The following is a 21,929-nucleotide window of genomic DNA, read 5'->3' as shown; positions in this document are numbered from 1 at the left end:
CAAAGATGTACGCACTCGAACTCGGCGGCGAAGACGACGCGTTCGCAGCTCGCGAGGCCGAAAGCGCCGCGACAGACGTGGCGGTGGTCGCACCGGGTCTCGCGCGAGCGACGGCGCTCACCGACCGCGTCCGGGACCTGGCGTACACCCACCGGGCCAGCGAACTGGTCGGCGAGACCGACGCCGACCCCGCGAGCGCCCGCGCGCTGCTGGAGGCCGCGTCGATAGACCGGACGGGGACGGTCGCCGTGCGCGCCCGCGACGTGCGCAACAGCGCTGGCATCGACACCCAGCGCGTCGAGCGCGAACTCGGTCAGGTGCTCGTCGACCGCGGCTTCGCCGTCGACCTCGACGACCCCGACCACGAACTCCGCGCACTGTACAGTGACGATACCTGCCTGCTCGGCTGGCTCGTCGCCGAGAGCCGTCGCGATTTCGGCACCCGGAAGCCGACCGACCGCCCGTTCTTCCAGCCGGGAAGCATGGACCCGCTGCTCGCCCGGGCGCTGGCGAACGTGGCGGGTGCGCGCCCCGGAGCGACGGTTCTCGACCCGATGTGCGGCACCGGCGGCGTGCTCGTCGAGGCCGCGCTCGTCGGCGCGGGAGCGCTCGGGGTGGACGCCCAGCGCAAGATGGCCCGCGGCGCGGCCGAGAACCTCGCTCGCTACGCCCCGGACGCCGACTGGGCCACGGTTCGGGGCGACGCGACCCACCTCCCGTTCCCCGACGACGCGGTCGACGGCGTCGTCTTCGACGCCCCCTACGGCCGCCAGTCGAAGATAGCCAACCTCGAACTGGACGACCTCGTGGCGGGCGCGCTCGCGGAAGCCCGCCGGGTCGCGCCGCGCGCGGTGGTCGTCGGGGACCGACCGTGGGCGGACGCGGCCCGCGACGCCGGCTGGACCGTCACCGACGCGTTCGAGCGCCGCGTCCACCGGTCGCTGACGCGGCACGTGGTCGTGCTCGAACGCGAGTCCGACGAGACGCCGCGGGCGCTACGCGACGAGGGTGGGGACGAGTAGTTCGCTCGCAATGGCGCTCGTCGTCGAGACGGAGAAAGGGTCAGTCGATGTAACCGAGCGCGTCCTCGATACGGCCGAGTTCCGGGCCCGTGGTGTCCTGGCCGACGACGTAGCCGTGGGCGTTGGCCAGGAGGCCGGAGCCGACCAGCGGCGCGCCGTAGTTGATGGTGCCGATGTCGGCCGGCACGTCGAGGGCGGCTTCCAGCGCGTCGAGTTCGTCGTCGGTCGTCTTCGGGTGACAGAGCACGCCCGAGTTCGTCGCGACGGCCGCGGTGCCGACAGTCCGGACGCTCGCGAGTTCGCCCCGTTCGACGGACACGTCGAGCGCGTCCGAGACCGTCTGGACCGCCTCCCGGGAGAGGTCCGGGTGAACGTACGCGCCGCTGTCGTTGGCCAGCACGACGTTGCCGGCGGCGTTGATGCGCCCCGGCAGTCCGGTGACCGGCACGTCCACCACGTTCTCGATGCGGTCGCGCTCGCGGTCGGTGACCCGACTGCTGACCAGCAGGCCGTTCTCGTTGCCGGTGGCGAGCGCGCCGACGGTCGATGAACCGCCGACCGTCGTCTCGATGGCGTCGACGCCGAGTTCGTCGGTCACGTCGGCGACGAGGTCGTCGTCGAGGTCGGGACGAATCAGGAGATACTCGTCAGTGCTGCGAGCGAAGACGCCGACGTACGACGAACCGATGAAGGCGGCGCGAAGCAACGCTCTACTCTTCGTATTCGGCTTCGACGACCGCTTCGCCCTCTTCCTCGAAGCGGGCCGCGTGCACGCGAAGCTTGCTCGGCGGGTTCTTGCGACCCTGCGACCAGATGGCCTCGTTGATCGAAGGGTCGAGGCGCACGTCGTCCTCGTCGACCTTGAAGTGCTGAGCGAGGTGCTCGCGAACGATGGTCATCGCCTTGTCGGCGCGCTTGTGCTTCGCTTCGGCCTTGACGTCCCGGAGCGGCACCGTCACGACGCGCTCCTCGAAGTCGCTCGCGCTCATTATTCGTCCGTGTTGCTGCGCCGCCAGCTACGGCGCTTGGGGTTTCGCATCACGTCGCGGTCGGTCTTCATGATGACCCACGCGGGAACGCGGCTGTTCTGACGGTCCAGCTTGGACAGTCGTTTCTTCTTGGCCTTCGATTTCTTACCCATAGTGGTAGGGTCTTCCCCGCCGTCGCATAAAATCTTGTTCCTTTTAGAGCGCGCTACAGGTCGAACGCCTCGACGGTCGAGTACTCCGGCCCGTCTGCGGTGAGTTCGCTCTCGGTCAGCCGAATCGTCTCGACGCGCTGCGTGCCGACGGTCGGGTCGAGTTCGCGCACGTTCTCCTGGACGAGTTCCTTGCCGCCGGCGTGTTCCATGCGCGCGAGGGTGACGTGCGGGGTGAAGTCGTGTTCCTCGGGGTCGAACCCGAGGTCGTACAGCCGCGGTTCGACGGCCTCGTGGAGCAGCGTCATCTCCTCGCTACCGTCGCTGACGCCGAGCCAGAGCACGCTAATGTACTCCAGGCTCGGAAAGACGCCCAGTCCGCCGAACTCCGTCCCGAACGGACCGAAGTCCACGTCGTCGACGGCGGTCTCGATGGCCTCGGCTATCTCGGGGACGCGGTCCGGGTCGGTGTCGCCGAGGAACTTCAGCGTGACGTGCGCCTGTTCCGGGTCGGTGAAGTTCAGCCCCGAGGCGTCCGCGAACCGTTCTTGAACGCCCGCGACGCTCTCGGTCAGGTCGGCGGCGAGGTCGATGCTGACGAACAGTCGCATGCTCGTCGGTTGGGTGCCCCGAGGCTTGTAGTTTGGCGGTCGGTGCGTGCACGCCGGGGCGCGCGACCCGAGGAGAAAGCGTATGCCACCGGTCGGCTGCCGGTCTCCTACCGGCAGGTGTGGGTGTTCAGCATCGTCGGCTGGATAGTGGTGCTCCTGCTCTCGTCCGCGCTCGACGCCGACCCCGCGAGGGGAACGACGGCGTTGCCGATAGCGCTCGCCGCGGGCGTCGTCGCGCTCGCTATCGGCGCGGTCGCGGCGTGGCGAAACGTAGGGAGAGGACGGCGCGAGGCCGCCAACTAGGGGCGCTCGTACCGGACGAACGACAGCTCCTCGCGGTCGTCGCGCTCGACCTCCGTCCAGCCCTCGGCGTTCCAGCCGTCGTCCTCGCTCCAGCCGGGGAGGCGTGTGTCGCCCTCGTAGGCGTCGTGAATCTCGGTGAGAACCATCGCGTCGGCGCGCGGGAGGAACTGCTCGTACACCGACGCGCCGCCGACGACGTACGCGACGTCGACGCCACGCACCTCGGCCGCGCGCTCGGCGGCCTCGACGGCCGCGTCGACGCCCTCGACGACCACCACGTCGTCGGGCAGGTCGGGGTCGCTCCGCGAGAGGACGACGTTCGTCCGGTCGGGGAGCGGGCCGCCGAGGTCGGTGGCGATGCTCTCGTACGTCGTTCGACCCATGACGACGGGGTGGCCCGTGGTCGTCTCCTTGAAGTGTTCGAGGTCGGCGGGATAGTGCCAGGGCATCCCGCCGTCGCGGCCGATGACGCCGTTCTCGGCGACGGCGGCGACGAGAACGTGGTCCATCACTCCGCGACCCCGAAGGAGATGCCGGGGTGGGCGTCGTAGTCGCGGAGGCGAACGTCCTCGTACTCCAGGTCGGCGAGCGAGCCGGCGTCCACCTCGATGGCGGGGCGGGACTTCGGCTCGCGGGAGAGCTGGGTGAGCAGGCCGGGCACGTGGTCCATCCGGTCGTCGTTGTCGCCCGGCGCTTCGGCGTCGAGCCAGTCGCGCACGTCGGAGAACTCCTCGCGGGACTCGACGTCGGCGATGCGCTCCTGGAGTTCGGGCAGGTTGTCGCGGTACCACTCGCCGCGCTCGCCCTCGCCGCAGTAGGCGTGTGCGTCGACGACGGTGTGGGCGAACGAGCCGACCTCGAAGCCGGTCTGGCGCGCGACGACGGTGGCGAGGAGGGCGTACGCGGCGACGTTGAACGGGATGCCGAGCGCCACGTCGCCCGAGCGCTGGGTGAGGTGGAGGTTCAGCCGGTCGCCCTGGACGTTGAAGACGAAGGTGTAGTGGCAGGGCGGCAGGGTGCTGACCGCCGCGTTCGCGGGGTGCCAGGCGTTGACGACGATGCGCCGCGAGCGGGGGTTCTCCCGCAACTGGTCGACGGCGTACCGAATCTGGTCGAAGGTGCCGTCGTCGTTCCGCCAGCGGTGGTCGTCCTCGGGCCACGACTCGCCGGGCAACCCCTCCTCGGGGACGGGGAAGCGCCGCCAGAAACGCCCGTAGGCCGTGTCGAGGTGGCCCTCCTCGTCCGCCCACTCGTCCCAGATGCCGGTCTTCTCGCGGAGGTTCCGGACGTGTTCCTCACCGGAGAGATACCACAGCAGTTCGTGAATCATCGAGTCCCAGCGGAACCCGTCCATCCGCTTCGTCGTCAGGAGGGGGAAGCCCTCCTGGAGGTCCACCTCGTAGTGCTGGCTGAACGACGAGACGGTGTCGACGCCGGTCCGGTTGGGCTTGTAGGTCCCGTCCCGGAGTATGCGCTCGACGAGTCCGAGATACTGCTCCATAGGCGACGGTTCGCACTGTGGATAAAAGGGTTATCGGATACACCGTCGGCCCGGGTGAGCGTTCGCGTGTTACACTACACTGACTGGCGGTCACTCCATGTCGTCCGGCAGGACTTCCGTGATACTCTCGACGGGCGAATAATACCCAGTATCTTCGACCAACGTAGTCAACCATTCGTCGGCCTGTTCGAGCGAGAACGCGTCGCGGGCGAGGATACCGATCAACGCCAGCACGGAGTTCTTCGGCGACCTGCGCCACGGTTACAGGGTTGTTGAACGTCGACGCGAGGAAATCTATCTCGCCTATATACGCAAAATTTGACAGAACAGTGGCGTCGAGAACGACCTGAGTCTCTTCTTCCGACGGCATTTATTCAAAATCCAGGGCGTTCGATGCGTCGTCTCGGGCATCTTCGGCAGATTCAGGTCCAAGCCTCACTTGGACGCCCGACTCACGGAGAATGTCCCGCATCTTGTACCGGGAGATGTCTAGACGGTCCGCCGCCTCTCCCAGCGTCAACTCCCCGAGGGCGTACAGACCGATGACGGTCGCCAGTTCGTCTCTCCCCCCTCTCGTGCGGGCGTCTGCCATTGTCATATCTAAGTAGCCGCGCAATACACTTCAAGATTCCTTCGGTTCCCTTCGTAGCGGCAGCCGGCGCTACCCGAACCGGTCGAGGCCGGCCTGCCGCCGGGCGCGGCCCTCCGGGTCGGCGACCCAGGGCGAGCGGTCGTCGCGCTCGGCGTCGGCGTCGAACTCGGGTGGGTCGGCCGGGTCGTGGCCCGGACACGCCGGGCCGCACTCGCGGGGGTCGACGACCGTCCCCTTCCAGCGACAGTGCGGGAGGCCGCCGTCGCGCGCCGCGGCCTCGGCGCACGCGGGGAGGGCATCGGGTCGCCAGCCCTTGCCGTAGGCGCGCTCGGCCATCCGCCGGCGTCGTCTCGCCTTCGCGTCGGCACCGGCGACGCGCACATCCGTGCGGCCGGGGTGGACGTCGAGCAGTTCGACGCCCGCCTCGTCGGTCGCGAGCGGTTCGGCCTCGCGGACGACCTCGCGCTCGCCCGTCTCGGGGTCGAAGCGCCAGATACCGACCTCGTCGGGGAGGCGGTTGCAGTGCGCGCGGGTGACGTAGCTCTCGGTCGCCAGCACGATCTCGTCGACGAGCGCGAGGCTCACGTCCTTCCGGAGCTGGGTTTCGAGGTCGCCGGGGTCGCCGAGGTCTGGCTTGTTCTCGACGCCGACGAGGCGACCGACCCAGTCGGGGTACCGCGCGACCTGCCGGACGTACTCGCGGCCGCGCTGGCGCTCGCGCTCGAAGAATCCGACCTCGACCGCCCGGTCGACGACGCGCCGGGCGTGGTCGGCGGAGGCGCCGACGGCGTCGCGCCAGGGGCGCGCACGGCCGACGCCCGCCTCGCTCTCGACGGCCAGGGGCGGGATGGTCTCGCTCGTCAGCGCCGCGCGCTCCTCGAACTCCGGTCCCGGTTCGACGCAGACCACGTCGAGCACCCGATTGCCGGGCGCGTGGACGCCCGCACCGATCTGCCGGGCGACGACCCGGTCGGTCGTCGCCTCGAGGTGGGCGCACAGCGCCAGTTCGAACGGGTACTCTCGCACGACTGCCACCACGAACGCGCGCGAGAAAAGCCGTTCGCTGTCGACGAGTTCGAGGAAGGACGACGCCCGTCGGTGGTCGGTCCGGTCCCTCCTCGATTCCGACGTGATCCCGTCGCTCCCTAGAACAGCGAGGCGACGCTGGCAGTCACCCGCGCTATCAGTCCGTCGCGCTTCCGCCGCTCCCACTCCTCGTCCTCCCGCCGGTCATCGTCCGGGAACCGTTCGCGCTTCCAGTCGGGAATCGGGTCACGCTCCGTTTCTCTGGTCGATTCGTACTCCTCACTTCGGTGGTCCCGAGGATGACACATGGTATCACCCAACGATACAGAGCGGCGCGGAGTTCGATAAGCGTTTTCGCCGGACCGACCGTGGCGCTCGCTACTGGAACCGTTCGAGGGTGGGACCGCGGCCCGGACGACGACGAACGGAAGCGCAGCGGCGGCGGCGATGCTCGTCATCCAGGCGACGGGCACGGCGATGGCACCCCTCGGCGCGAGTGCGGTGAGACGTCGGACCGACTCCGACGAGCACGACGCCGACGAGCGGGAGCGCGTTCAGCAGGGACGCGAGCGTCCGGGGTAGGGCCCGGAGAAGCGACCGAGCTACGAAACCGGCTGTTTCGCGTCCGGCGCGGTCGTCGCGTCGACGCGCTCCGTACCGAGCACCGCGAGGTCGCCGTCGAGGGTGACACGCAGTTCCTCGTCGTCCAGCGGAATCGTCACCCGTATCTTCCAGGGGTCGGTCGAGAGTACGGTCGTGTACTCGTCGCTGACGCACCACGCGAGGTCCCAGTACGGTTTCGTACAGAGGTCGATGCCGTGGTCGCGGTGGAAGGTGACGACCTCGGACTGGTCTAGCAGGGAGAGTCCGACCGCGGAGTACAGCTGGTGGTGACACTGCTGGCAGCGGTGGTCAACGCGGACTTCGAGTCCGAGCAGATCCTCGGTGTCCCGGGTTATCGTCGTTCCCATCTTCCCGTTGCACTCGGGGCAGACGCCGTCGGCCGCGAGGCAGTGGAGGTGGCGCACGCGCTGGTTGAACGCGTCCATCACCTCGTCGTCGGTGCGGTCGTTCAGGCCGCCCGGCGGGAACGGATAGCGCCCGTGGGGCTTCCCGCAGTCGGGACATTCGATGCCGAGCATCTCGTCGTGGTAGTCGGCCCGGAGCGGTGCCCCGCAGTCGACGCACGTCTCGCTCAACTCGATGGGTTTCACCTGGGGGCGCTCGTTGAACGACCCGGCGAGAACGGCCCGGACGACCTTCTTGCCGGCCTGCCGGAAGTCGTAGCCCGCGTCGGTCTGGACGACGAAGTGGTCGGTCAGCTGCTGGAGGTGGTAGTTGAACTGCGCGCTGTCGCGCATCTCGACCTCCTTGCGAAGCTCCGAGAAGCTGACCGGCCGCTCGGGCGACTGCCAGAGGGCTTCGAGGATGGAGAGCCGAGTCTCGTTGGCGATGACGGAGAACGCCTCCGCCGGAGCCAGGCAGTCCTCGCAGTCCTGAAAGCTCGATTCGCCAGTTTCGCTGCTCATATGTCAACTATCTACGAGGGGCGGCTAAAACCTTCCGTGTATTTCGTTTTGGTTCTACATCTGTCATTTGGCAGCGTCCGTTCTAGAACAGCAGGTTTATCAGTCGTTCGGGGCGAATCTACACCAAATTACTCTCAGGAGGTAAACGTTGACTGAAAACCACAACCAACCGGAGGTGAACATCGGACTCGTCGGCCACGTCGACCACGGAAAGACGACGCTGGTTCAGGCGCTCTCTGGCGAATGGACCGACCAACACTCCGAGGAGATGAAGCGGGGGATCTCTATCCGCCTCGGATACGCCGACGCCACGTTCCGACGCTGTCCCGACCTGGACGAACCGGACTGCTACACCGTCGACGAGACGTGCCCGGACGGCTCCCAGAGCGAGCCGATTCGCACCGTCTCGTTCGTCGACGCGCCCGGTCACGAGACGCTAATGGCGACGATGCTGTCGGGAGCGGCCATCATGGACGGCGCGGTGCTCGTCGTGAGCGCCAGCGAACCCGTCCCGCAGGCCCAGACCGAAGAGCACCTGATGGCGCTCGACATCATCGGCATCGACAATATCGTCATCGCCCAGAACAAGATAGACCTGGTCAACCGCGACCAGGCCCGTCAGAACTACGAACAGATTCAGGAGTTCGTCGAGGGGACCGTTGCCGAAGACGCCCCCATCGTCCCCATCAGCGCCCAGCAGGAGGTCAACGTCGACCTCCTGATGCAGGCGGTCGAGGAGGAGATTCCGACGCCTGACCGCGACCCGGACGCCGACCCGCAGATGTACGTGGCCCGGAGCTTCGACATCAACCGTCCCGGCACCACCTGGGACAGCCTGATGGGCGGCGTTCTCGGGGGGAGCCTCGTTCAGGGGAACTTGAAGTCGGGCGACGAACTCGAACTGCGCCCCGGCCGCGAGGTCGAGGAGGGCGGCCAGACGGACTGGGAACCCATCCAGACCGAGGTGCGCTCGCTCCAGGCGGGCGGCGAGACCGTCGACGAGGTGACGCCGGGCGGTCTGCTCGGCGTCGGTACCGGACTGGACCCGAGCCTCACGAAGGGCGACGCGCTGGCCGGCCAGGTCGCCGGCCCGCCCGGGACGTTGCCGCCGACGTGGCGGCAGTTCACGATGGAAGTGGACCTCCTCGACCGCCTCGTCGGTCTCGACGACGAGGACGTCGACGAGATATCGACCGGCGAACCGCTGATGCTGACCGTCGGCACCGCGACGACCGTCGGGTCGGTCACCAGCGCGCGCGAGGGCGAGTGCGAGGTCGCGCTCAAGCGCCCCGTCTGTGCGCCCGAGGGAGCGAAAATCGCCATCAACCGCCGCATCGGCGCTCGGTGGCGACTCATCGGCATCGGTACCCTCAAAGACTAGATGACGGTCGTCGCCATGGACACCAGCGCCCTCATGATGCCGGTCGAAGCCGGTGTCAGGCTGTTCGACGAACTCGACCGCGTGGTGGGCGACTACGACTGCGTGGTCCCCCGCGCCGTGGTCGAGGAACTCGACTCGCTCTCGCAAGGCGGCGGCGAGGAGGCCACCGCGGCGAGCGTGGGCGCGGACCTGGCGACGCGGTGTCGAACCGTCGACCACGAGGTATCGTACGCCGACGACGCGCTGGTCGAACTCGGTCCACGGTTCGACTACGTCGTCACGAACGACGCGCCCTTGCGGGAACGCCTGCTCGACGCCGGCGTTCCGGTAATTCATATAAGGGCCCAGAACAAACTCGCAGTTAGCAAACCTTAGCATGTACAAACGGGTTAGATTGAAAGATACGGTCGAGGTGCCCCCCCAGTTCCTCGCGGACGTGTCGCCGGAACTGGTGCAGCGGCTACTGCAGGACAAACTCGAAGGCAGGATGGACGAGGACGTGGGGAGCGTCGTCAGCGTCACCAAGGTCCACGACATCGGGCAAGGCGCGGTGCTGCCGAACCGGCCCGGCGTCTACTACGAGGCCGAGTTCGACGCGGTCACGTTCGACCCCCAGATGCAGGAAGTCGTCGACGGCGAGGTCGTCGAGGTCGTCAACTTCGGGGCGTTCGTCGGTATCGGCCCCGTCGACGGCCTGTTGCACGTCTCCCAGATCTCCGACGAGTACCTGGCGTTCGACGAGGAGAACCAGCAGCTCGCCTCCCGGGAGTCGAACCGCACGCTCGGCGTCGGCGACAGCGTCCGGGCGCGCATCGTCACCAAGAGCATCGACGAGCGCAATCCGCGCGAGAGCAAGATCGGTCTCACCGCGAAGCAGGTCGGACTCGGCAAGCACGGCTGGCTGGAAGAGGACCGCCAGAAACGTCAGGCGACCACGGAAGGTGAGTGACGATGGCCAGCGACCGACTCGCCTGCCGGGAGTGTCACGCCGTCGTCGAACCCGACGAGGAGCTGTGTCCCATCTGCGGGTCGAGCAGTCTCACCGAGGACTGGAGCGGGTACGTCGTCATCGCGCACCCCGAGGAGAGCGAGATCGCCGAGGAGATGGAGGTCACGGAAGCGGGCAGCTACGCGCTGAAGGTCCGGTAACGTGACCGACGAACCACGGTCCGCCGACGGGAGCGACGGCGCCGGAAGCGACGTCGTCGTCTCGCTCCCCGAGGCGATGCGCACCGAACTGAAGGAGCCGCTGGGTCCCGTCGTCACGGACGCCGAGCGACTGCTCGCGGACGCTGGCGACCCGCTCGTCGCAGTCGGCGACGTGGTCACCTACCACCTCGAACGCGCCGGCGTCACGCCGGACGTGGCGCTCGTCGACGGCCTGACGAAGCGCGAGACGGTCGCTCCCGAAGTCGAAGCGGCGGTCAGCGACGACGCCCGCCGGGTCACGGTCACGAACCCGGCCGGGACGCTCACCGCGGACCTGCTCGACGCGCTCGTCGCCGCCGTCGACGCACCGGAGAAGACCGTGATCGCCGTCTCGGGCGAGGAGGACCTCGCCGCGCTCCCCGCGGTGCTGGCTGTGCCCGAGGGGGCGAGCGTCGTCTACGGCCAGCCGGACGAGGGGATGGTCCACGTTCGCGTGGACGAGGACGCACGCGCGGCGGTGCGGGACATACTGTCGCGGATGGACGGCGACCCCGACCGACTCTTCGACGTACTCGCCGACTGACGACGCAGTTCGAACTCGACCCTTGCGCGGAGTACTCGAGTCCGTCCTGAGAACGTTCGATTTTCACTCGCGGCTTTTCAGTCCCGGCTTTTCGCTCGCGGAACGCTTCGCTCGCTGGCGTCGGCCCCGACTCGTGGGTGCGCACCCGCCAGGCCCCCGCCGGACACGAGGATTCGAGAGATTGTCACCGAACGGCCGATAGAATACGATACCGAGTAAATCCGCTGCCGAAGACTAGAAAAATTTATAGCTCAAGAGATGTCAGCATGCGACGATGGGCGACGACTTGAGCGTCGAGGCGGAGTTCACGCGGACCCTCCAGCGCCTCAAGCGCCGGGGCTGTAACCTGTTGCTCGTCGGAACCGTTCCCGACCCCGTGCTGACGGCGGCCAGCCGGAAGCTACTGGGAGACGCGAGCGAGCGCCGCTACCGACTGTTGGTGCTCGCCGGGTCGGCCCGCTCGTCCGGCGGTCGCCTGCCGACCGCCGACGCGGTGGAGACCGTCCGGTTCGTCACGTACGGCGACGAACCGCGAAGCGTCGACCCGGAGATTCCCGGACGCCACGTCGACAACGGCCTCGCCGAACTCGGATCGGCCATCTCGGAGGCGGTAACGTCGTTCGACACCGAGAGCGGCGGACTGGAACCGGGCGAACTGCGCGTCTGTCTCGACTCGCTTTCGGCGCTGATGGACCGGTACGACCGCAGGGTCGTCCGCCAGTTTCTCGGCATCGTGACCGGCCAGGTCCGGGGCGCGAACGGGATGGGCCACTTCGTCCTCCCCTACGAGCGCGACCACGAGACGGTCGAGGCGTTCGCGTCGCTGTTCGACGCCGTCATCGAGTACCGGGCCGCCGACGGCGGCCAGGAACGGTGGCACTTCACGGGGCGGGACCTGACGTCGCCGTGGTTGCCCGTATAGTTTCCGTCACTCCCAGCTGTAAAATTCCCGCCGCGGCCGGACCGGCGAGAAGCGCGGGCGTTCGCGCGTCTCACCGTCATAATCGCTCACTTCGAAATCCTTTTACACGCTTCGGGGAGAAACAGTGTACAACTGAGTGTTACACATGGAAGTCGAAATCCTCTCGGAGGAGCAAAATCCCATGCTCCACCGGTCCGAAGTGCGGTTCCAGATCGTTCACGACGACGCGACCCCGTCACGGCTGTCGGTTCGCGACAGCCTCGCGGCGAAACTCGACAAGGACGCCGACGAGGTCGTCGTTCACGAGATGAACACGAAGTTCGGGATGCGCAAGACGGTCGGCTACGCGAAAGTGTACGACAGTCCCGAACACGCCCGTGACGTCGAGCAGGACCACATGCTCGAACGCAACAAGATCACCGCCGACGCCGACGCCGACGCCGACGCCGAGGGCGAGACCGAGGCGGAGGAGGCCGAATAATGGCGCGCCACGAGCTCTACGGCGACGACGGTTCGACGGAGAGCCAGCAGTGCCCGCGCTGTGGGGACACCTTCCTCGCGGACCACGGCGACCGTCTCCACTGCGGCAAGTGCAGCTACACCGAGTGGAAGTAGCGACGCGGGATGGCCGTACTCGGCATCGAAGGGACGGCGTGGGCGGCCAGCGCGGCCGTCTTCACGCGTGAAACGAACGCGGTTTCTATCGAGACCGACGCCTACCAACCGGACAGCGGCGGCATCCATCCGCGCGAGGCCGCGGAGCACATGGGCGACGCCATCCCCCGGGTCGTCGAGACGGCGCTGGACCGGGCCGACGAACCCATCGAGGCGGTGGCGTTCTCGCGCGGCCCCGGCCTCGGTCCCTGCCTGCGCATCGTCGGGACGGCGGCGCGAGCACTGGCGCAGACGCTCGACGTGCCGCTCGTCGGCGTCAACCACATGGTCGCCCACCTGGAGATCGGTCGCCAGCGCTCGGGGTTCGAATCGCCCGTCTGCCTGAACGCAAGCGGCGCAAACGCGCACGTGCTCGGCTACCGCAATGGCCGCTATCGCGTACTCGGGGAGACGATGGACACCGGCGTCGGCAACGCCATCGACAAGTTCACCCGGCACGTCGGCTGGACCCATCCCGGCGGGCCGAAGGTGGAGGCGGCGGCGAGCGACGGCGAGTACGTCGAGTTGCCGTACGTCGTCAAGGGGATGGATTTCTCCTTCTCGGGCATCATGAGCGCCGCCAAGGACGCCTACGACGACGGCACGCCCGTCGAGGACGTCTGCTTCTCGCTCCAGGAGAACGTCTTCGCCATGCTCACCGAGGTCGCAGAGCGCGCCCTGTCGCTGACCGGCCGGGACGAACTCGTGCTCGGCGGCGGCGTCGGGCAGAACGCCCGCCTCCGCGAGATGCTCGAGGAGATGTGCGAGCAGCGCGGTGCGGACTTCTTCGCACCGGAACCGCGCTTCCTCCGGGACAACGCCGGGATGATAGCGGTGCTGGGCGCGGAGATGCTGGCGGCGGGCGACACGCTCGCGGTCGAGGAGTCGGGCGTGAATCCGAACTTCCGGCCGGACCAGGTCGACGTTACATGGCGAGACGACGCGGAGTCCGCGGTACCGCGGATAGACGAGGAAGACGAGGTTCGCGGCGCGGAGGCGACCGTCGAAATCGGCGAGGACCGCGTCGTGAAGCGTCGCCTGCCGAAGTCCTATCGGCATCCCGAACTGGACGAACGCCTCCGACGCGAGCGGACGGTGCTCGAAGCGCGCCTGACGAGCGACGCGCGCCGCGCGGGTGTGCCGACGCCGGTCGTCTACGACGTGGACCGCCGGGAGGCCGTCCTAGAGTTCGAGCGCGTGGGCGACGCCGACCTCCGCGAGACGCTGACCCCCTCGCGAGTGCGCGACGCGGGTCGTCACCTCGCGGCGATGCACGGTGCCGGACTGGTCCACGGCGACCCGACGACCCGGAACGTCCGCGTCGGCGCGGAGCGGACCTTCTTCATCGACTTCGGCCTCGGCTACTACACCGACGACGTGGAGGACTACGCGATGGACCTGCACGTGTTCGGACAGAGCCTGGCCGGGACCGCGGACGACGCGGCGGCGTTGCAGACGGCGTTCGAGGACGCCTACCGCGACGCGGGCGACGAGTCGGTGCTCGACCGACTCCGCGAAGTCGAGGGGCGCGGACGATACCAGTAGGCGTCGTCCGCGGGTCCCCTGGCCAGCGGACCGGCAGGCCGCATTCACCGAAGTCTTTATTATCCAGCCCTCGAATATTTATGAGTAGAATAGTTAGAAATAAAATCAGTGTCTTTTTCTATCAGTTCCGCATAGCTCCTGCTCCGTCGCTGGCGAGGTCCGGACGCTCTACGGACGACTCGCACCCGGACCGACGGCGACCGGCGACGCGCGACGGACGACGGACGACGGACGACGTGACCCCGGGACCCGGGCCGAGAGCACGCTCGACGGTCGGTCCCGCGAGGCGTGGGCGTGCCGAGGACGACGGCGTATCGCCATCCGACCACTCGACAGGACGACATCTCACCATGACAGACGAAACACCACGAGACGGTTCGACGGACGGCTCCACCGACCCCCCGACGGACGACTCCCGCGACCGACGGACGGGAGACGCCGACCGTTCGCAGGGCGCTCCGAACGACGACGCGCGAGCGGGCGCGGCGTTCCCGCTCGAAGACCTCATCCGACTGCCCGACTACTACAATCCCGTCGTCTCGCCCGACGGCGAGCGCATCGCCTTCTACTACGACGAGACCGGCCGCGTGGAACTGTACGTCCAGGACCTGCGGACCGGCGAGCGCGAGCGGATAAGCGACGGCAACGTCCCGCGCGACGCGCGCTACCCGCTGGCCTGGAGCCGAGACGAAGAGCGTATCTTCTTCCACGAGGACGACGACGGCGACGAACAGAACGATATCCACGCGATGACGCTCGACGGCGAGCGCGAACCGCTGGTCACCCACGAGGGCCAGTGCGTGCTGGAGGACGTGGACCCGGGCGGCCGCTACCTGCTGTTCACCAGCACCGCCGGCGAGCAGAAGAACCTCTACCGCTACGACCTCGAACGCGACGAGAGCGAGCAACTGACCGACTACGACCGGCCCGTCTGGGACGCCATCTACGGCCCCGACGGCGAGCGAATCGCCTACCGGACGAACGAGGCCGACGACCTGGAGAACCGGGACGTCTACGTCGCGGACGCCGATGGCTCGAACCCCCGGAACCTGAACGTCGGCGAGACCGGTGCCGAAGCCGGGATGAGCGACTGGCGCGGCGACCGCCTGCTGGTCGACGACAACAGCGCTGACCTCGGGCGCGTCGGGGTGTACGACCTCCGACGCGACGAGGTCACGTGGTACGGCCCCGGCGACCACGAGGAGTACGCGGTCCGGTTCACGCCGGACGGCGACGTGCTGGCGATGCGGACCCGCGAGTGTGCGATACTGCCCGTCCGCTACGACGACCCCGACGGCGACGGCGAGGAGTTCGACCTCCCCGAGGGCGTCGCCGCGCCGGTCGGCACCGGGACCTCCCGGGTCGTCACCGACGACGGGCACGTGGTGACCTCCTTCGGCACCGCCACCGACCGCCAGCGACTCGTGGCCTACGACCTCGCGAGCGGCGACCACGAATCTCTCATCGAAGCCGAGTACGGCGACGTCGACCCCGCCGCGTTCGCGGACGCCGAGTACGTCACCTACGAGTCGCACGACTCGATGGAGATAGACGGACTGCTGTACGACTCCGGCGAGCGTCCCTCGCCCGCGCTCGTGATGGTCCACGGCGGACCGCACGCCCAGACGCTCCGTCGGTTCGACCCGTTCGTCCAGTATCTCGTCGCGCAGGGGTACTCCGTCTTCGCACCCAACTACCGCGGCTCGACGGGCAAGGGCCGGGAGTTCAAGAACGCGGTTCACGGCGACTGGGGCGGCGACGAGCAGGGTGACGTCGCCGAGGCCGGCCGCTGGCTGAAAGGCCGCGAGTGGGTCGACGACGACCGCGTGGCCGTCTTCGGCGGCTCGTACGGCGGCTACTCGACCTACTGCCAGCTCACGACGTACCCGGAGCTGTGGGCGACCGGCGTCGCCATCGTCGGCATGACCGACCTCCGGCGGCTCTACGAGGAGTCGATGCCGCACTTCAAGACCACGCTGGAACAGCATCTGGGCGACCCGGAGGCGAACGCCGACTTCTACCGCGAGCGCTCGCCCGTCACCCACGTCGAGAACATGGAGCGCCCCATCGGCATCCTCCACGGGGTCAACGACCCGCGCTGTCCCGTCTCCCAGGCCCGTCTCTTCCGGGACGCCCTGGAGGACATGGGGTGGACGGAGGGCGAGGACGGCAACTTCGAGTACCACGAACTCGGTGAGGAGGGTCACGGCTCCACCGACACCGAGCGACGCATCCGCCAGTACCGAATCCTCGTCGACTACATCGAGCGGCGGCTGTAGACGGGGCGTCCGGCCCGGGCGCGGAGCACCGCCCGCACCCCGCGGAACTACTAACCGTTCTCCCGTCCCAGGTCGAGTATGTCGCTGTCAATCGCGCGACTGGGCGACCTCTGGGGGGATAGGACGGCGGTCGTCGACGACGACGAGTACGCGTCGTACGCCGAACTGGCCGCCCGCGCCGAGGAGACCGCGGGGCGACTCGCGGCGCTCGGCGTCGGGGCGGGCGACGCCGTCGCGGTCGTCTCGCGCAACCGCGTCGAGGTTCTCACGCTGCTGTTCGCGGCCCGCCGCCTCGGTGCGGCGTTCGCGCCCGTGCCGCACCGGCTGACCCCCGCGACGGTGACGGCACCGGTCGAACGAATCGACCCCGCGGTCGTCGTCCACGAGTCGGCGCAGCGCGACCTCGTTCGGGGGTTCGACCGGACGCGCTCGTTCGGGGAACTCCGCCACGTCGACACGGACCCCCGCGAAGCGACCCCGCCCGCTCCCGACGACTCGCTGCTCTACCTGCACGTCGGCGACGAGGAGGGCGGCCGCGTCGTCGACCTGCCGGCGCGCACCGTCGCGGCGAACTGCGCGGCGGCGACAGCAGGGTGGGGCCTGGGCCGGCACGACTGCACCGCGACGCTGCTGCCGCTCTCGGACGCCGACGGCCTGCTCAGGTTCGTGCTCCCCCTACTCACGGTCGGGGGGTGCGTCGTCGTCCAGCGAGCGTTCGACCCCGAGGACGTGGCGGTGGCCGTCGAGCGCCACGGCGTCACCTGCGCCACCGGGGGACCGACGGAGTTCCGCGAACTGGCCGACGAGGGGGCAGCGGAGACGGACTGGTCGTCGGTGGACTGGCTGGCGACTCGCGCCCGGGTTCCGGCGGACGTTCGCGAGGCGTTCCCGCTGCCGCTCGTGCGCGCCTACGGCCGACCCGAGGTCGGCGTCAACGTCCTCCGGGGCACCGCCGAGGACCCCGACGCCGCGAGTCGACCGTTCCCCGGCGTCGAACTGCGACTCGCGGAGACCGAGGTCGAGGAGCGGGCCGAGACGGGCGACGCGACCGTCGGCGAACTCGAAGTCCGGGGACCGACGACGGCCCGGGGGGACCTCGACGGCGCGCCGTCCGACGGGTGGGTGCCGACGGGCGACCTGTTCCGGCGCGAGGACGGCGCGTACGCGCTCGTCGGGCGCGTCGGCGAGCGGTTCGAGCACGCGGGCGAGCACGTCCACCCGCGGATAGTCGAGGCCGTGCTCGAAACCGCGCCGGGCGTCGTCGCGGCGGGCGTCGTCGAGTCCGCGGACGAGACCGGGGGTCCCGCGCCGAAGGCGGTCGTCGTCGGCGACGTGGCCCCCGGCGCGCTCCGGGAGTTCGCCGAGGAGCGACTGGCGTCCCACGAGGTGCCCCGGGCCGTCGAGGTGGTCGGGGCGCTCCCGCGGCGTCCGACCGGGGAACTCGACCGGGCGAAGCTGCGGCGGCAGTTCGAGACCGACGAGGAGTAGCGGCAGGATTCCCGGGAGCGAAACCCACTTGTCTCCGGACTGAGTCTTTTCCTACGATGAGCCGTCTCCGAATAGCGTTCTTGAACGCCGCTCACGAGGGCGAGAACACGCGACGGAACTTCCGTCGGGAACTCGACGCCGACCTCGTCGAGTTCGACGTGACGTCTGGCCATCTCCCCGGCGACTTCGAGTTCGACGGTGCGGTCGTCTCCGGGTCGCGCTCGTCCGTCTACTGGGACGAGCCGTGGATATCGCAGGTGAAAGAGTGGGTCGAGCAGGCCGTCGAGACCGGAATGCCGATGCTGGGCGTCTGTTACGGCCACCAGTTGCTCGCAGACGTGCTCGGGGGCGAAGTCCGGGACATGGGCGAGTACGAGATCGGCTACCGCGAGATACGGCACTCGGGCGACTCGCCCCTGTTCGAGGGCGTCGACGAGCGCTTCGTCGCGTTCACGACCCACTCCGACGAGGTGGCCGAACTGCCGCCCGACGCGGAGTCCATCGCCGAGAACGAGTACGGCAACCACGGCTTCCGAAAGGGCGACGTCTTCGGCGTCCAGTTCCACCCCGAGTACGACACGGCCACCGCCGAGGAGGTCACCCGGGGCAAGGACCTGCCGGACGACCGCATCCGGCGCGTCCTCGACGGCATCACCGACGAGAACCACGACGCGGCTTGCGAGGCGAAACTCGTCTTCGAGAACTTCCTCGACTACGTCCGGGACGTGCGGGAGGTTCCGGCGTGAGAGCGACCGAGCGTTCGGCTCGCCGCCCAGGGTCGGTTCCCGCCTCGCCCGCCGTTCGCTCGTGGCGTCGGTCCACTTTCGTCGAATCTCCACCGTTTTCCCCGGCGCGGACGGCGCCCCTCCGCAGTACTGCGGTTCGGTCGGTTCGGTGCTCGCCGAAGATATAAACGGCATGAATAGTTAGCCACCAAAGTCACCCTTGAACGCGACTTTCCCTATTGATATGGGAAACCAGTCGACGGACAGGGAGGAAAGCTTGACACAGGGCACGTCGGCTCCGGCAGGACCGGACTCCAACGTGCCGTCACTCTCGCAAGACGCCCTCTTCGATGCACTCGCGTCCCGACGTAGTCGATACGTCCTCCACTACCTTCGCCACAACGAGACGCCGGTGACGGCCGCCGAACTCGTCGAGTCGGTCGCGGCGTGGGAGACCGACAAGGCTATCGACCTCGTCTCGAACGAGCACCTCCAGAACGTCCGCACGTCCCTGCGGCACACCCAGTTGCCGAAGCTCGCGATGGCGGGTCTCGTCCAGTACGACGACGACCGCGACCTGGTCGACCAGGGCGTTCACGCCGAGCAGGCCGAGGCCTACCTCGACATCGCGATAACGCGGGACGACGCCGTGTCGTTCGAGGACTGACCGGAGACTGCTGCTCGTTCGACGCCGATGTTTTCCGGAGCGTTCTCCCGGTATGCGAACGCTCATCACCGACCGACGAGTGGTGACGCCATGAGCGACGACCGACGCCGCTCGTTCCGAGCGGACGCATCCGGCGCGAGCGACTCCGACGCGGCGTTCGAGCGAGTCCGCAGCGCCGTCGAAACCCGACTCGACGCCCGGGCGGCAGACGCCTTCGTCCACGTCGGCGACCGGTTCGACGACCTGCTCCGGCATCTCACGCGATTCTCCGGCCCCGACCGCGACTACGCCGTCGTCTACGCCGACGGCCGGGCGGTGCTCTGTGCGCCGCGCCTCTTCGCCGAGCAGGCGCGCCGGGAGTTCCCGGGCGACGTACGGACCGCCGCGGGCCAGGACGGCACGACCGCCGCCGAGCGAGCGACCGAGACCCTGCAGGAGTTCGACGGCGTGGAGCGACTGCTCGTCCCCGGAAGCGCCCCGTACGATGCCGTCTCGACGCTCGCCGAGACGTTCGCCGTCGCCACCACGGACGCCGACTTCGGCCGGGCGCGAAAGACCGAGGCCGAGCGCGACCGCATCGCGGCGGTCCAGGCGGCAGCCCGGCGCGGGATGGCCCGCGCCGAGGCGGTGCTCGCCGACGCGACGCCGGGAACCGAAGAAGTGTTCCGGGACGGCGAACCGCTGACGACCGAGCGACTCCGGCGCGAGGTGAACGCCGTCCTCGCCGGCAGTGGCGTCCGGAGCGCGGGGAACACCGTCGTCGGCGCGGGGCCGACCTGCGCCGACCTCCACTTCACCGGCGACGCCGAGATACGGCCGGGCGAGACCGTCCTCCTCGACCTCTCGCCGCGCGGCCCGGCGGGCTACTACGGCGATTGCACGCGGACGTTCGTCGTCGGTCCGCTCGGCGAGTGGGAGCAGGCGGCCTACGACGCGGTCTGTGACGCCCAGGACGCCGCGTTCGCCGTGCTCGACGGCGGTGCCGGCACACGGGCGAGCGCCGTCCACGAGCGCGCGACCGACGTGCTCGGCGACCACGGCTTCGACTCCGGCGCTGTCGAGGTCGGCATGTACCACGGCACGGGCCACGGCGTCGGCCGCTCGCTGCACGAAGCGCCTTCGCTGTCGAGCGACGCCGAACTCGAAGCGGGCAACGTGGTGACGGTCGAACCGGGCGTCTACGACCCCGACCGTGGCGGGGTACGCATCGAGGATCTCGTCGTCGTCACCGAATCGGGGTACGAGAACCTGACCGACTATCCGCGGTGCTGGCGGCCGTCGAGCGATCTGGAGCGACGGGAGACGGGTCGCGGCCCCGACGTCACGACTCAGTGACCGACGAACGTTCGCCGCTCGACCGACGCGTAAATCGACGACCGTCGCCGGAACCAGAAGGTGTTGGGTCGTCGAGTAGGAGCGTTTTTCACGTCCGGTCCCACAGGGACAACCATGCTGGACTACGTCTCACTGGAGGCCGACCTCGACGAGGAGGAGCGGATGATACGGGACACCGCCCGGGAGTTCGTCGAGGAGAACGTCAAGCCGAACGTCGGCGAACACTTCGAGGAGGGCACCTTCCCGACCGAGGTCATCCCAGAGATGGGCGAACTCGGCTTCTACGCGCCGAACCTGGAGGGGTACGGCCTGCCCGGAGTCAGCGAGACAGCATACGGCCTGCTGATGCAGGAACTGGAGGCGTGCGACTCCGGTCTGCGTTCGATGGCCAGCGTGCAGGGTGCGCTCGTGATGTACCCCATCTACGCCTACGGCTCCGAGGAGCAGAAAGAGCGCTGGCTGCCGGACCTCGGCACGGGCGAGGCGGTGGGCTGTTTCGGCCTGACCGAACCCGAACACGGTTCGAACCCCACGGGGATGGAGACTCGCGCCGAGAGAGAGGGCGACGAGTACGTGCTGAACGGCTCGAAGACGTGGATCACCAACTCGCCCATCTCGGACGTGGCGGTCGTCTGGGCACGCGACCACTCCGCCGAGGACGACCCCGTCCGGGGCTTCCTCGTCGAGACCGACCGCGACGGCGTGACGACCAACGAGATCAAGGAGAAGCTCTCGCTGCGGGCCTCCGTCACGGGCGAAATCGGCCTCCAGAACGTCCGAATTCCGAAGGAGAACGTCCTGCCGGACGTCGAGGGGATGAAGGGGCCGCTGTCGTGTCTCACGCAGGCCCGCTACGGCATCGCGTGGGGCGCGGTCGGCGCGGCCCGGGACTGCTTCGAGACGGCCCGCGACTACGCCACCGACCGCGAGCAGTTCGGCGGCCCCATCGCGCGGTTCCAGCTCCAGCAGGAGAAGCTCGCGGAGATGGCAACCCAGATAACGACCGCCCAGTTGCTCGCCCACCGGCTCGCGGAACTGAAAGAGCGCGGCGACATGCGCCCCCAGCACGTCTCGATGGCCAAGCGCAACAACGTCCGGATGGCCCGCGACCAGGCCCGCGTCGCCCGCGAGATGCTCGGCGGTAACGGCATCACCACCGACTACCCCCCGATGCGCCACATGGCCAACATGGAGACCGTCTACACCTACGAGGGTACCCACGACATCCACACCCTGGTGCTGGGAGAGGATCTGACCGGGATTGCCGCTTACGAGTAGTCCCGTCGCGATGACGCGGTAATCGCGGTCATCGACCGGCATCGCGGCGTACGAACAGCGTTTTCCGGGGCTCACCCACGACCGAAGATTTATGACGGAAAGCGGAGAAGAGTGAGCCGTCTATCTTCTCGGCCGGAGCCGCAGCACCCGCGCTCGAGGGTCGATGCGCTCCGGCCGGTCGCCGCCCGTCACGCGGCGAAC

The 21,929-nt window shown here is 68.6% G+C and carries 29 protein-coding genes; 18 read left to right on the top strand and 11 right to left on the bottom strand.

The window, feature by feature from the left end:
* The first annotated feature begins 5 nt into the window (after positions 1-5).
* Positions 6-1,022, top strand: coding sequence for a methyltransferase domain-containing protein (locus ACRYA2_RS08205; RefSeq protein ID WP_433626348.1), 1,017 nt, complete (start codon positions 6-8; stop codon positions 1,020-1,022).
* A 40-nt stretch (positions 1,023-1,062) separates the two neighbouring features.
* Here the strand turns inward: ACRYA2_RS08205 and ACRYA2_RS08200 are convergent, their stop codons facing one another.
* Genes ACRYA2_RS08200 through thpR form a run of 4 tightly spaced genes read right to left on the bottom strand, consistent with a single transcriptional unit; the run spans position 1,063 to position 2,771 of the window.
* Positions 1,063-1,728 carry a translation initiation factor IF-6 gene (locus ACRYA2_RS08200; RefSeq protein ID WP_433626346.1) on the bottom strand — a complete coding sequence of 222 codons (666 nt, stop codon included), beginning with the start codon at positions 1,726-1,728 and terminating at the stop codon, positions 1,063-1,065.
* Positions 1,729-1,732: 4 nt separating this feature from the next.
* Positions 1,733-2,011, bottom strand: coding sequence for a 50S ribosomal protein L31e (locus ACRYA2_RS08195; protein WP_433626344.1), 279 nt, complete (start codon positions 2,009-2,011; stop codon positions 1,733-1,735).
* Complete coding sequence (locus ACRYA2_RS08190; RefSeq protein WP_113274757.1) at positions 2,011-2,163, bottom strand: 50S ribosomal protein L39e; 153 nt, start codon at positions 2,161-2,163, stop codon at positions 2,011-2,013. The genes ACRYA2_RS08195 and ACRYA2_RS08190 overlap by 1 nt, the downstream gene beginning before the upstream one ends.
* Before the next feature lie 53 nt (positions 2,164-2,216).
* Entirely contained in the window at positions 2,217-2,771 is a 555-nt protein-coding gene (thpR, locus tag ACRYA2_RS08185) for an RNA 2',3'-cyclic phosphodiesterase (protein ID WP_433626340.1), read from the bottom strand.
* A gap of 42 nt (positions 2,772-2,813) precedes the next feature.
* Between thpR and ACRYA2_RS08180 the strand changes: the two genes are divergently transcribed.
* A complete protein-coding gene (locus ACRYA2_RS08180) occupies positions 2,814-3,074 on the top strand; it encodes a hypothetical protein (RefSeq protein WP_433626337.1) in 261 nt (86 codons plus the stop codon).
* Here ACRYA2_RS08180 and ACRYA2_RS08175 read toward each other — a convergent pair.
* The 6 genes from ACRYA2_RS08175 to ACRYA2_RS08150 form a co-directional block, all read right to left on the bottom strand.
* Complete coding sequence (locus ACRYA2_RS08175) at positions 3,071-3,583, bottom strand: dihydrofolate reductase (protein WP_433626334.1); 513 nt, start codon at positions 3,581-3,583, stop codon at positions 3,071-3,073. The genes ACRYA2_RS08180 and ACRYA2_RS08175 overlap by 4 nt on opposite strands.
* Entirely contained in the window at positions 3,583-4,575 is a 993-nt protein-coding gene (gene thyA, locus ACRYA2_RS08170; RefSeq protein WP_433626331.1) for a thymidylate synthase, read from the bottom strand. Before thyA ends, ACRYA2_RS08175 begins: the two co-directional genes overlap by 1 nt.
* Positions 4,576-4,665: 90 nt before the next feature.
* Positions 4,666-4,809 carry a hypothetical protein gene (locus ACRYA2_RS08165; protein ID WP_433626328.1) on the bottom strand — a complete coding sequence of 48 codons (144 nt, stop codon included), beginning with the start codon at positions 4,807-4,809 and terminating at the stop codon, positions 4,666-4,668.
* A gap of 136 nt (positions 4,810-4,945) precedes the next feature.
* Positions 4,946-5,167 carry a UPF0175 family protein gene (locus ACRYA2_RS08160; protein WP_433626326.1) on the bottom strand — a complete coding sequence of 74 codons (222 nt, stop codon included), beginning with the start codon at positions 5,165-5,167 and terminating at the stop codon, positions 4,946-4,948.
* Positions 5,168-5,236: 69 nt separating this feature from the next.
* Positions 5,237-6,193 (bottom strand): DUF5787 family protein, encoded by a 957-nt coding sequence (locus ACRYA2_RS08155; RefSeq protein WP_433626323.1) that lies wholly within the window; start codon positions 6,191-6,193, stop codon positions 5,237-5,239.
* Positions 6,194-6,312: 119 nt separating this feature from the next.
* Positions 6,313-6,501, bottom strand: coding sequence for a hypothetical protein (locus ACRYA2_RS08150; RefSeq protein WP_433626320.1), 189 nt, complete (start codon positions 6,499-6,501; stop codon positions 6,313-6,315).
* Positions 6,502-6,640: 139 nt separating this feature from the next.
* Between ACRYA2_RS08150 and ACRYA2_RS08145 the strand changes: the two genes are divergently transcribed.
* Positions 6,641-6,775, top strand: coding sequence for a hypothetical protein (locus ACRYA2_RS08145; protein ID WP_433626317.1), 135 nt, complete (start codon positions 6,641-6,643; stop codon positions 6,773-6,775).
* A gap of 20 nt (positions 6,776-6,795) precedes the next feature.
* On the opposite strand, the gene ACRYA2_RS08140 is transcribed toward ACRYA2_RS08145, so the two are convergent.
* A complete protein-coding gene (locus tag ACRYA2_RS08140) occupies positions 6,796-7,722 on the bottom strand; it encodes a DUF7351 domain-containing protein (protein ID WP_433626314.1) in 927 nt (308 codons plus the stop codon).
* Between the two features lie 148 nt (positions 7,723-7,870).
* Between ACRYA2_RS08140 and ACRYA2_RS08135 the strand changes: the two genes are divergently transcribed.
* From ACRYA2_RS08135 to ACRYA2_RS08065, 15 genes are all read left to right on the top strand, one after another.
* Complete coding sequence (locus ACRYA2_RS08135; protein ID WP_433626311.1) at positions 7,871-9,103, top strand: translation initiation factor IF-2 subunit gamma; 1,233 nt, start codon at positions 7,871-7,873, stop codon at positions 9,101-9,103.
* On the top strand, positions 9,104-9,478 hold the full coding sequence (locus ACRYA2_RS08130; RefSeq protein WP_433626309.1) for a DUF188 domain-containing protein: 375 nt from the start codon (positions 9,104-9,106) through the stop codon (positions 9,476-9,478).
* A gap of 1 nt (position 9,479) precedes the next feature.
* Positions 9,480-10,052, top strand: coding sequence for a DNA-directed RNA polymerase (locus ACRYA2_RS08125; protein WP_113274747.1), 573 nt, complete (start codon positions 9,480-9,482; stop codon positions 10,050-10,052).
* Between the two features lie 2 nt (positions 10,053-10,054).
* Positions 10,055-10,252: a transcription elongation factor subunit Spt4 gene (gene spt4, locus ACRYA2_RS08120; protein WP_113274746.1), complete on the top strand. Its 198-nt coding sequence runs from the start codon at positions 10,055-10,057 to the stop codon at positions 10,250-10,252.
* 76 nt (positions 10,253-10,328) lie between these two features.
* Positions 10,329-10,835, top strand: coding sequence for a GTP-dependent dephospho-CoA kinase family protein (locus ACRYA2_RS08115; protein ID WP_433627091.1), 507 nt, complete (start codon positions 10,329-10,331; stop codon positions 10,833-10,835).
* A gap of 274 nt (positions 10,836-11,109) precedes the next feature.
* Positions 11,110-11,757: a DUF7504 family protein gene (locus ACRYA2_RS08110; protein ID WP_433626304.1), complete on the top strand. Its 648-nt coding sequence runs from the start codon at positions 11,110-11,112 to the stop codon at positions 11,755-11,757.
* Between the two features lie 145 nt (positions 11,758-11,902).
* Positions 11,903-12,238 (top strand): 30S ribosomal protein S24e, encoded by a 336-nt coding sequence (locus ACRYA2_RS08105; protein ID WP_433626301.1) that lies wholly within the window; start codon positions 11,903-11,905, stop codon positions 12,236-12,238.
* Positions 12,238-12,372, top strand: a complete 135-nt coding sequence (locus tag ACRYA2_RS08100) for a 30S ribosomal protein S27ae (RefSeq protein ID WP_113274743.1) — start codon at positions 12,238-12,240, stop codon at positions 12,370-12,372. The genes ACRYA2_RS08105 and ACRYA2_RS08100 overlap by 1 nt, the downstream gene beginning before the upstream one ends.
* A gap of 9 nt (positions 12,373-12,381) precedes the next feature.
* Entirely contained in the window at positions 12,382-13,956 is a 1,575-nt protein-coding gene (locus tag ACRYA2_RS08095; protein ID WP_433626297.1) for a bifunctional N(6)-L-threonylcarbamoyladenine synthase/serine/threonine protein kinase, read from the top strand.
* Positions 13,957-14,306: 350 nt separating this feature from the next.
* Positions 14,307-16,235, top strand: a complete 1,929-nt coding sequence (locus ACRYA2_RS08090) for a S9 family peptidase (RefSeq protein ID WP_433626294.1) — start codon at positions 14,307-14,309, stop codon at positions 16,233-16,235.
* A 78-nt stretch (positions 16,236-16,313) separates the two neighbouring features.
* Complete coding sequence (locus ACRYA2_RS08085; protein ID WP_433626292.1) at positions 16,314-17,723, top strand: class I adenylate-forming enzyme family protein; 1,410 nt, start codon at positions 16,314-16,316, stop codon at positions 17,721-17,723.
* 56 nt (positions 17,724-17,779) lie between these two features.
* On the top strand, positions 17,780-18,469 hold the full coding sequence (locus tag ACRYA2_RS08080) for a type 1 glutamine amidotransferase (RefSeq protein ID WP_433626289.1): 690 nt from the start codon (positions 17,780-17,782) through the stop codon (positions 18,467-18,469).
* 256 nt (positions 18,470-18,725) lie between these two features.
* Positions 18,726-19,115: a DUF7344 domain-containing protein gene (locus ACRYA2_RS08075; protein ID WP_433626286.1), complete on the top strand. Its 390-nt coding sequence runs from the start codon at positions 18,726-18,728 to the stop codon at positions 19,113-19,115.
* A 90-nt stretch (positions 19,116-19,205) separates the two neighbouring features.
* Positions 19,206-20,450, top strand: coding sequence for a M24 family metallopeptidase (locus ACRYA2_RS08070; RefSeq protein WP_433626283.1), 1,245 nt, complete (start codon positions 19,206-19,208; stop codon positions 20,448-20,450).
* A gap of 114 nt (positions 20,451-20,564) precedes the next feature.
* Positions 20,565-21,728, top strand: coding sequence for an acyl-CoA dehydrogenase family protein (locus ACRYA2_RS08065; RefSeq protein ID WP_433626281.1), 1,164 nt, complete (start codon positions 20,565-20,567; stop codon positions 21,726-21,728).
* Positions 21,729-21,929 lie beyond the last annotated feature (201 nt).

It is taken from the genome of Halomicrococcus pelagicus, assembly GCF_050954125.1.
This window is presented reverse-complemented; position numbering and strand designations above follow the sequence as displayed.

Excerpts from the sequence above, each read along its gene's own strand:
- ACRYA2_RS08205 (WP_433626348.1), top strand. The coding sequence starts at position 6 with ATGTACGCACTCGAACTCGGCGGCGAAGACGACGCGTTCGCAGCTCGC.
- ACRYA2_RS08195 (WP_433626344.1), bottom strand. The coding sequence starts at position 2,011 with ATGAGCGCGAGCGACTTCGAGGAGCGCGTCGTGACGGTGCCGCTCCGG.
- ACRYA2_RS08190 (WP_113274757.1), bottom strand. The coding sequence starts at position 2,163 with ATGGGTAAGAAATCGAAGGCCAAGAAGAAACGACTGTCCAAGCTGGAC.
- thpR (WP_433626340.1), bottom strand. The coding sequence starts at position 2,771 with ATGCGACTGTTCGTCAGCATCGACCTCGCCGCCGACCTGACCGAGAGC.
- ACRYA2_RS08175 (WP_433626334.1), bottom strand. The coding sequence starts at position 3,583 with ATGGACCACGTTCTCGTCGCCGCCGTCGCCGAGAACGGCGTCATCGGC.
- thyA (WP_433626331.1), bottom strand. The coding sequence starts at position 4,575 with ATGGAGCAGTATCTCGGACTCGTCGAGCGCATACTCCGGGACGGGACC.
- ACRYA2_RS08160 (WP_433626326.1), bottom strand. The coding sequence starts at position 5,167 with ATGGCAGACGCCCGCACGAGAGGGGGGAGAGACGAACTGGCGACCGTC.
- ACRYA2_RS08150 (WP_433626320.1), bottom strand. The coding sequence starts at position 6,501 with ATGTGTCATCCTCGGGACCACCGAAGTGAGGAGTACGAATCGACCAGA.
- ACRYA2_RS08145 (WP_433626317.1), top strand. The coding sequence starts at position 6,641 with ATGCTCGTCATCCAGGCGACGGGCACGGCGATGGCACCCCTCGGCGCG.
- ACRYA2_RS08140 (WP_433626314.1), bottom strand. The coding sequence starts at position 7,722 with ATGAGCAGCGAAACTGGCGAATCGAGCTTTCAGGACTGCGAGGACTGC.
- ACRYA2_RS08130 (WP_433626309.1), top strand. The coding sequence starts at position 9,104 with ATGACGGTCGTCGCCATGGACACCAGCGCCCTCATGATGCCGGTCGAA.
- ACRYA2_RS08125 (WP_113274747.1), top strand. The coding sequence starts at position 9,480 with ATGTACAAACGGGTTAGATTGAAAGATACGGTCGAGGTGCCCCCCCAG.
- spt4 (WP_113274746.1), top strand. The coding sequence starts at position 10,055 with ATGGCCAGCGACCGACTCGCCTGCCGGGAGTGTCACGCCGTCGTCGAA.
- ACRYA2_RS08115 (WP_433627091.1), top strand. The coding sequence starts at position 10,329 with ATGCGCACCGAACTGAAGGAGCCGCTGGGTCCCGTCGTCACGGACGCC.
- ACRYA2_RS08110 (WP_433626304.1), top strand. The coding sequence starts at position 11,110 with ATGGGCGACGACTTGAGCGTCGAGGCGGAGTTCACGCGGACCCTCCAG.
- ACRYA2_RS08105 (WP_433626301.1), top strand. The coding sequence starts at position 11,903 with ATGGAAGTCGAAATCCTCTCGGAGGAGCAAAATCCCATGCTCCACCGG.
- ACRYA2_RS08100 (WP_113274743.1), top strand. The coding sequence starts at position 12,238 with ATGGCGCGCCACGAGCTCTACGGCGACGACGGTTCGACGGAGAGCCAG.
- ACRYA2_RS08095 (WP_433626297.1), top strand. The coding sequence starts at position 12,382 with ATGGCCGTACTCGGCATCGAAGGGACGGCGTGGGCGGCCAGCGCGGCC.
- ACRYA2_RS08090 (WP_433626294.1), top strand. The coding sequence starts at position 14,307 with ATGACAGACGAAACACCACGAGACGGTTCGACGGACGGCTCCACCGAC.
- ACRYA2_RS08085 (WP_433626292.1), top strand. The coding sequence starts at position 16,314 with ATGTCGCTGTCAATCGCGCGACTGGGCGACCTCTGGGGGGATAGGACG.
- ACRYA2_RS08080 (WP_433626289.1), top strand. The coding sequence starts at position 17,780 with ATGAGCCGTCTCCGAATAGCGTTCTTGAACGCCGCTCACGAGGGCGAG.
- ACRYA2_RS08070 (WP_433626283.1), top strand. The coding sequence starts at position 19,206 with ATGAGCGACGACCGACGCCGCTCGTTCCGAGCGGACGCATCCGGCGCG.
- ACRYA2_RS08065 (WP_433626281.1), top strand. The coding sequence starts at position 20,565 with ATGCTGGACTACGTCTCACTGGAGGCCGACCTCGACGAGGAGGAGCGG.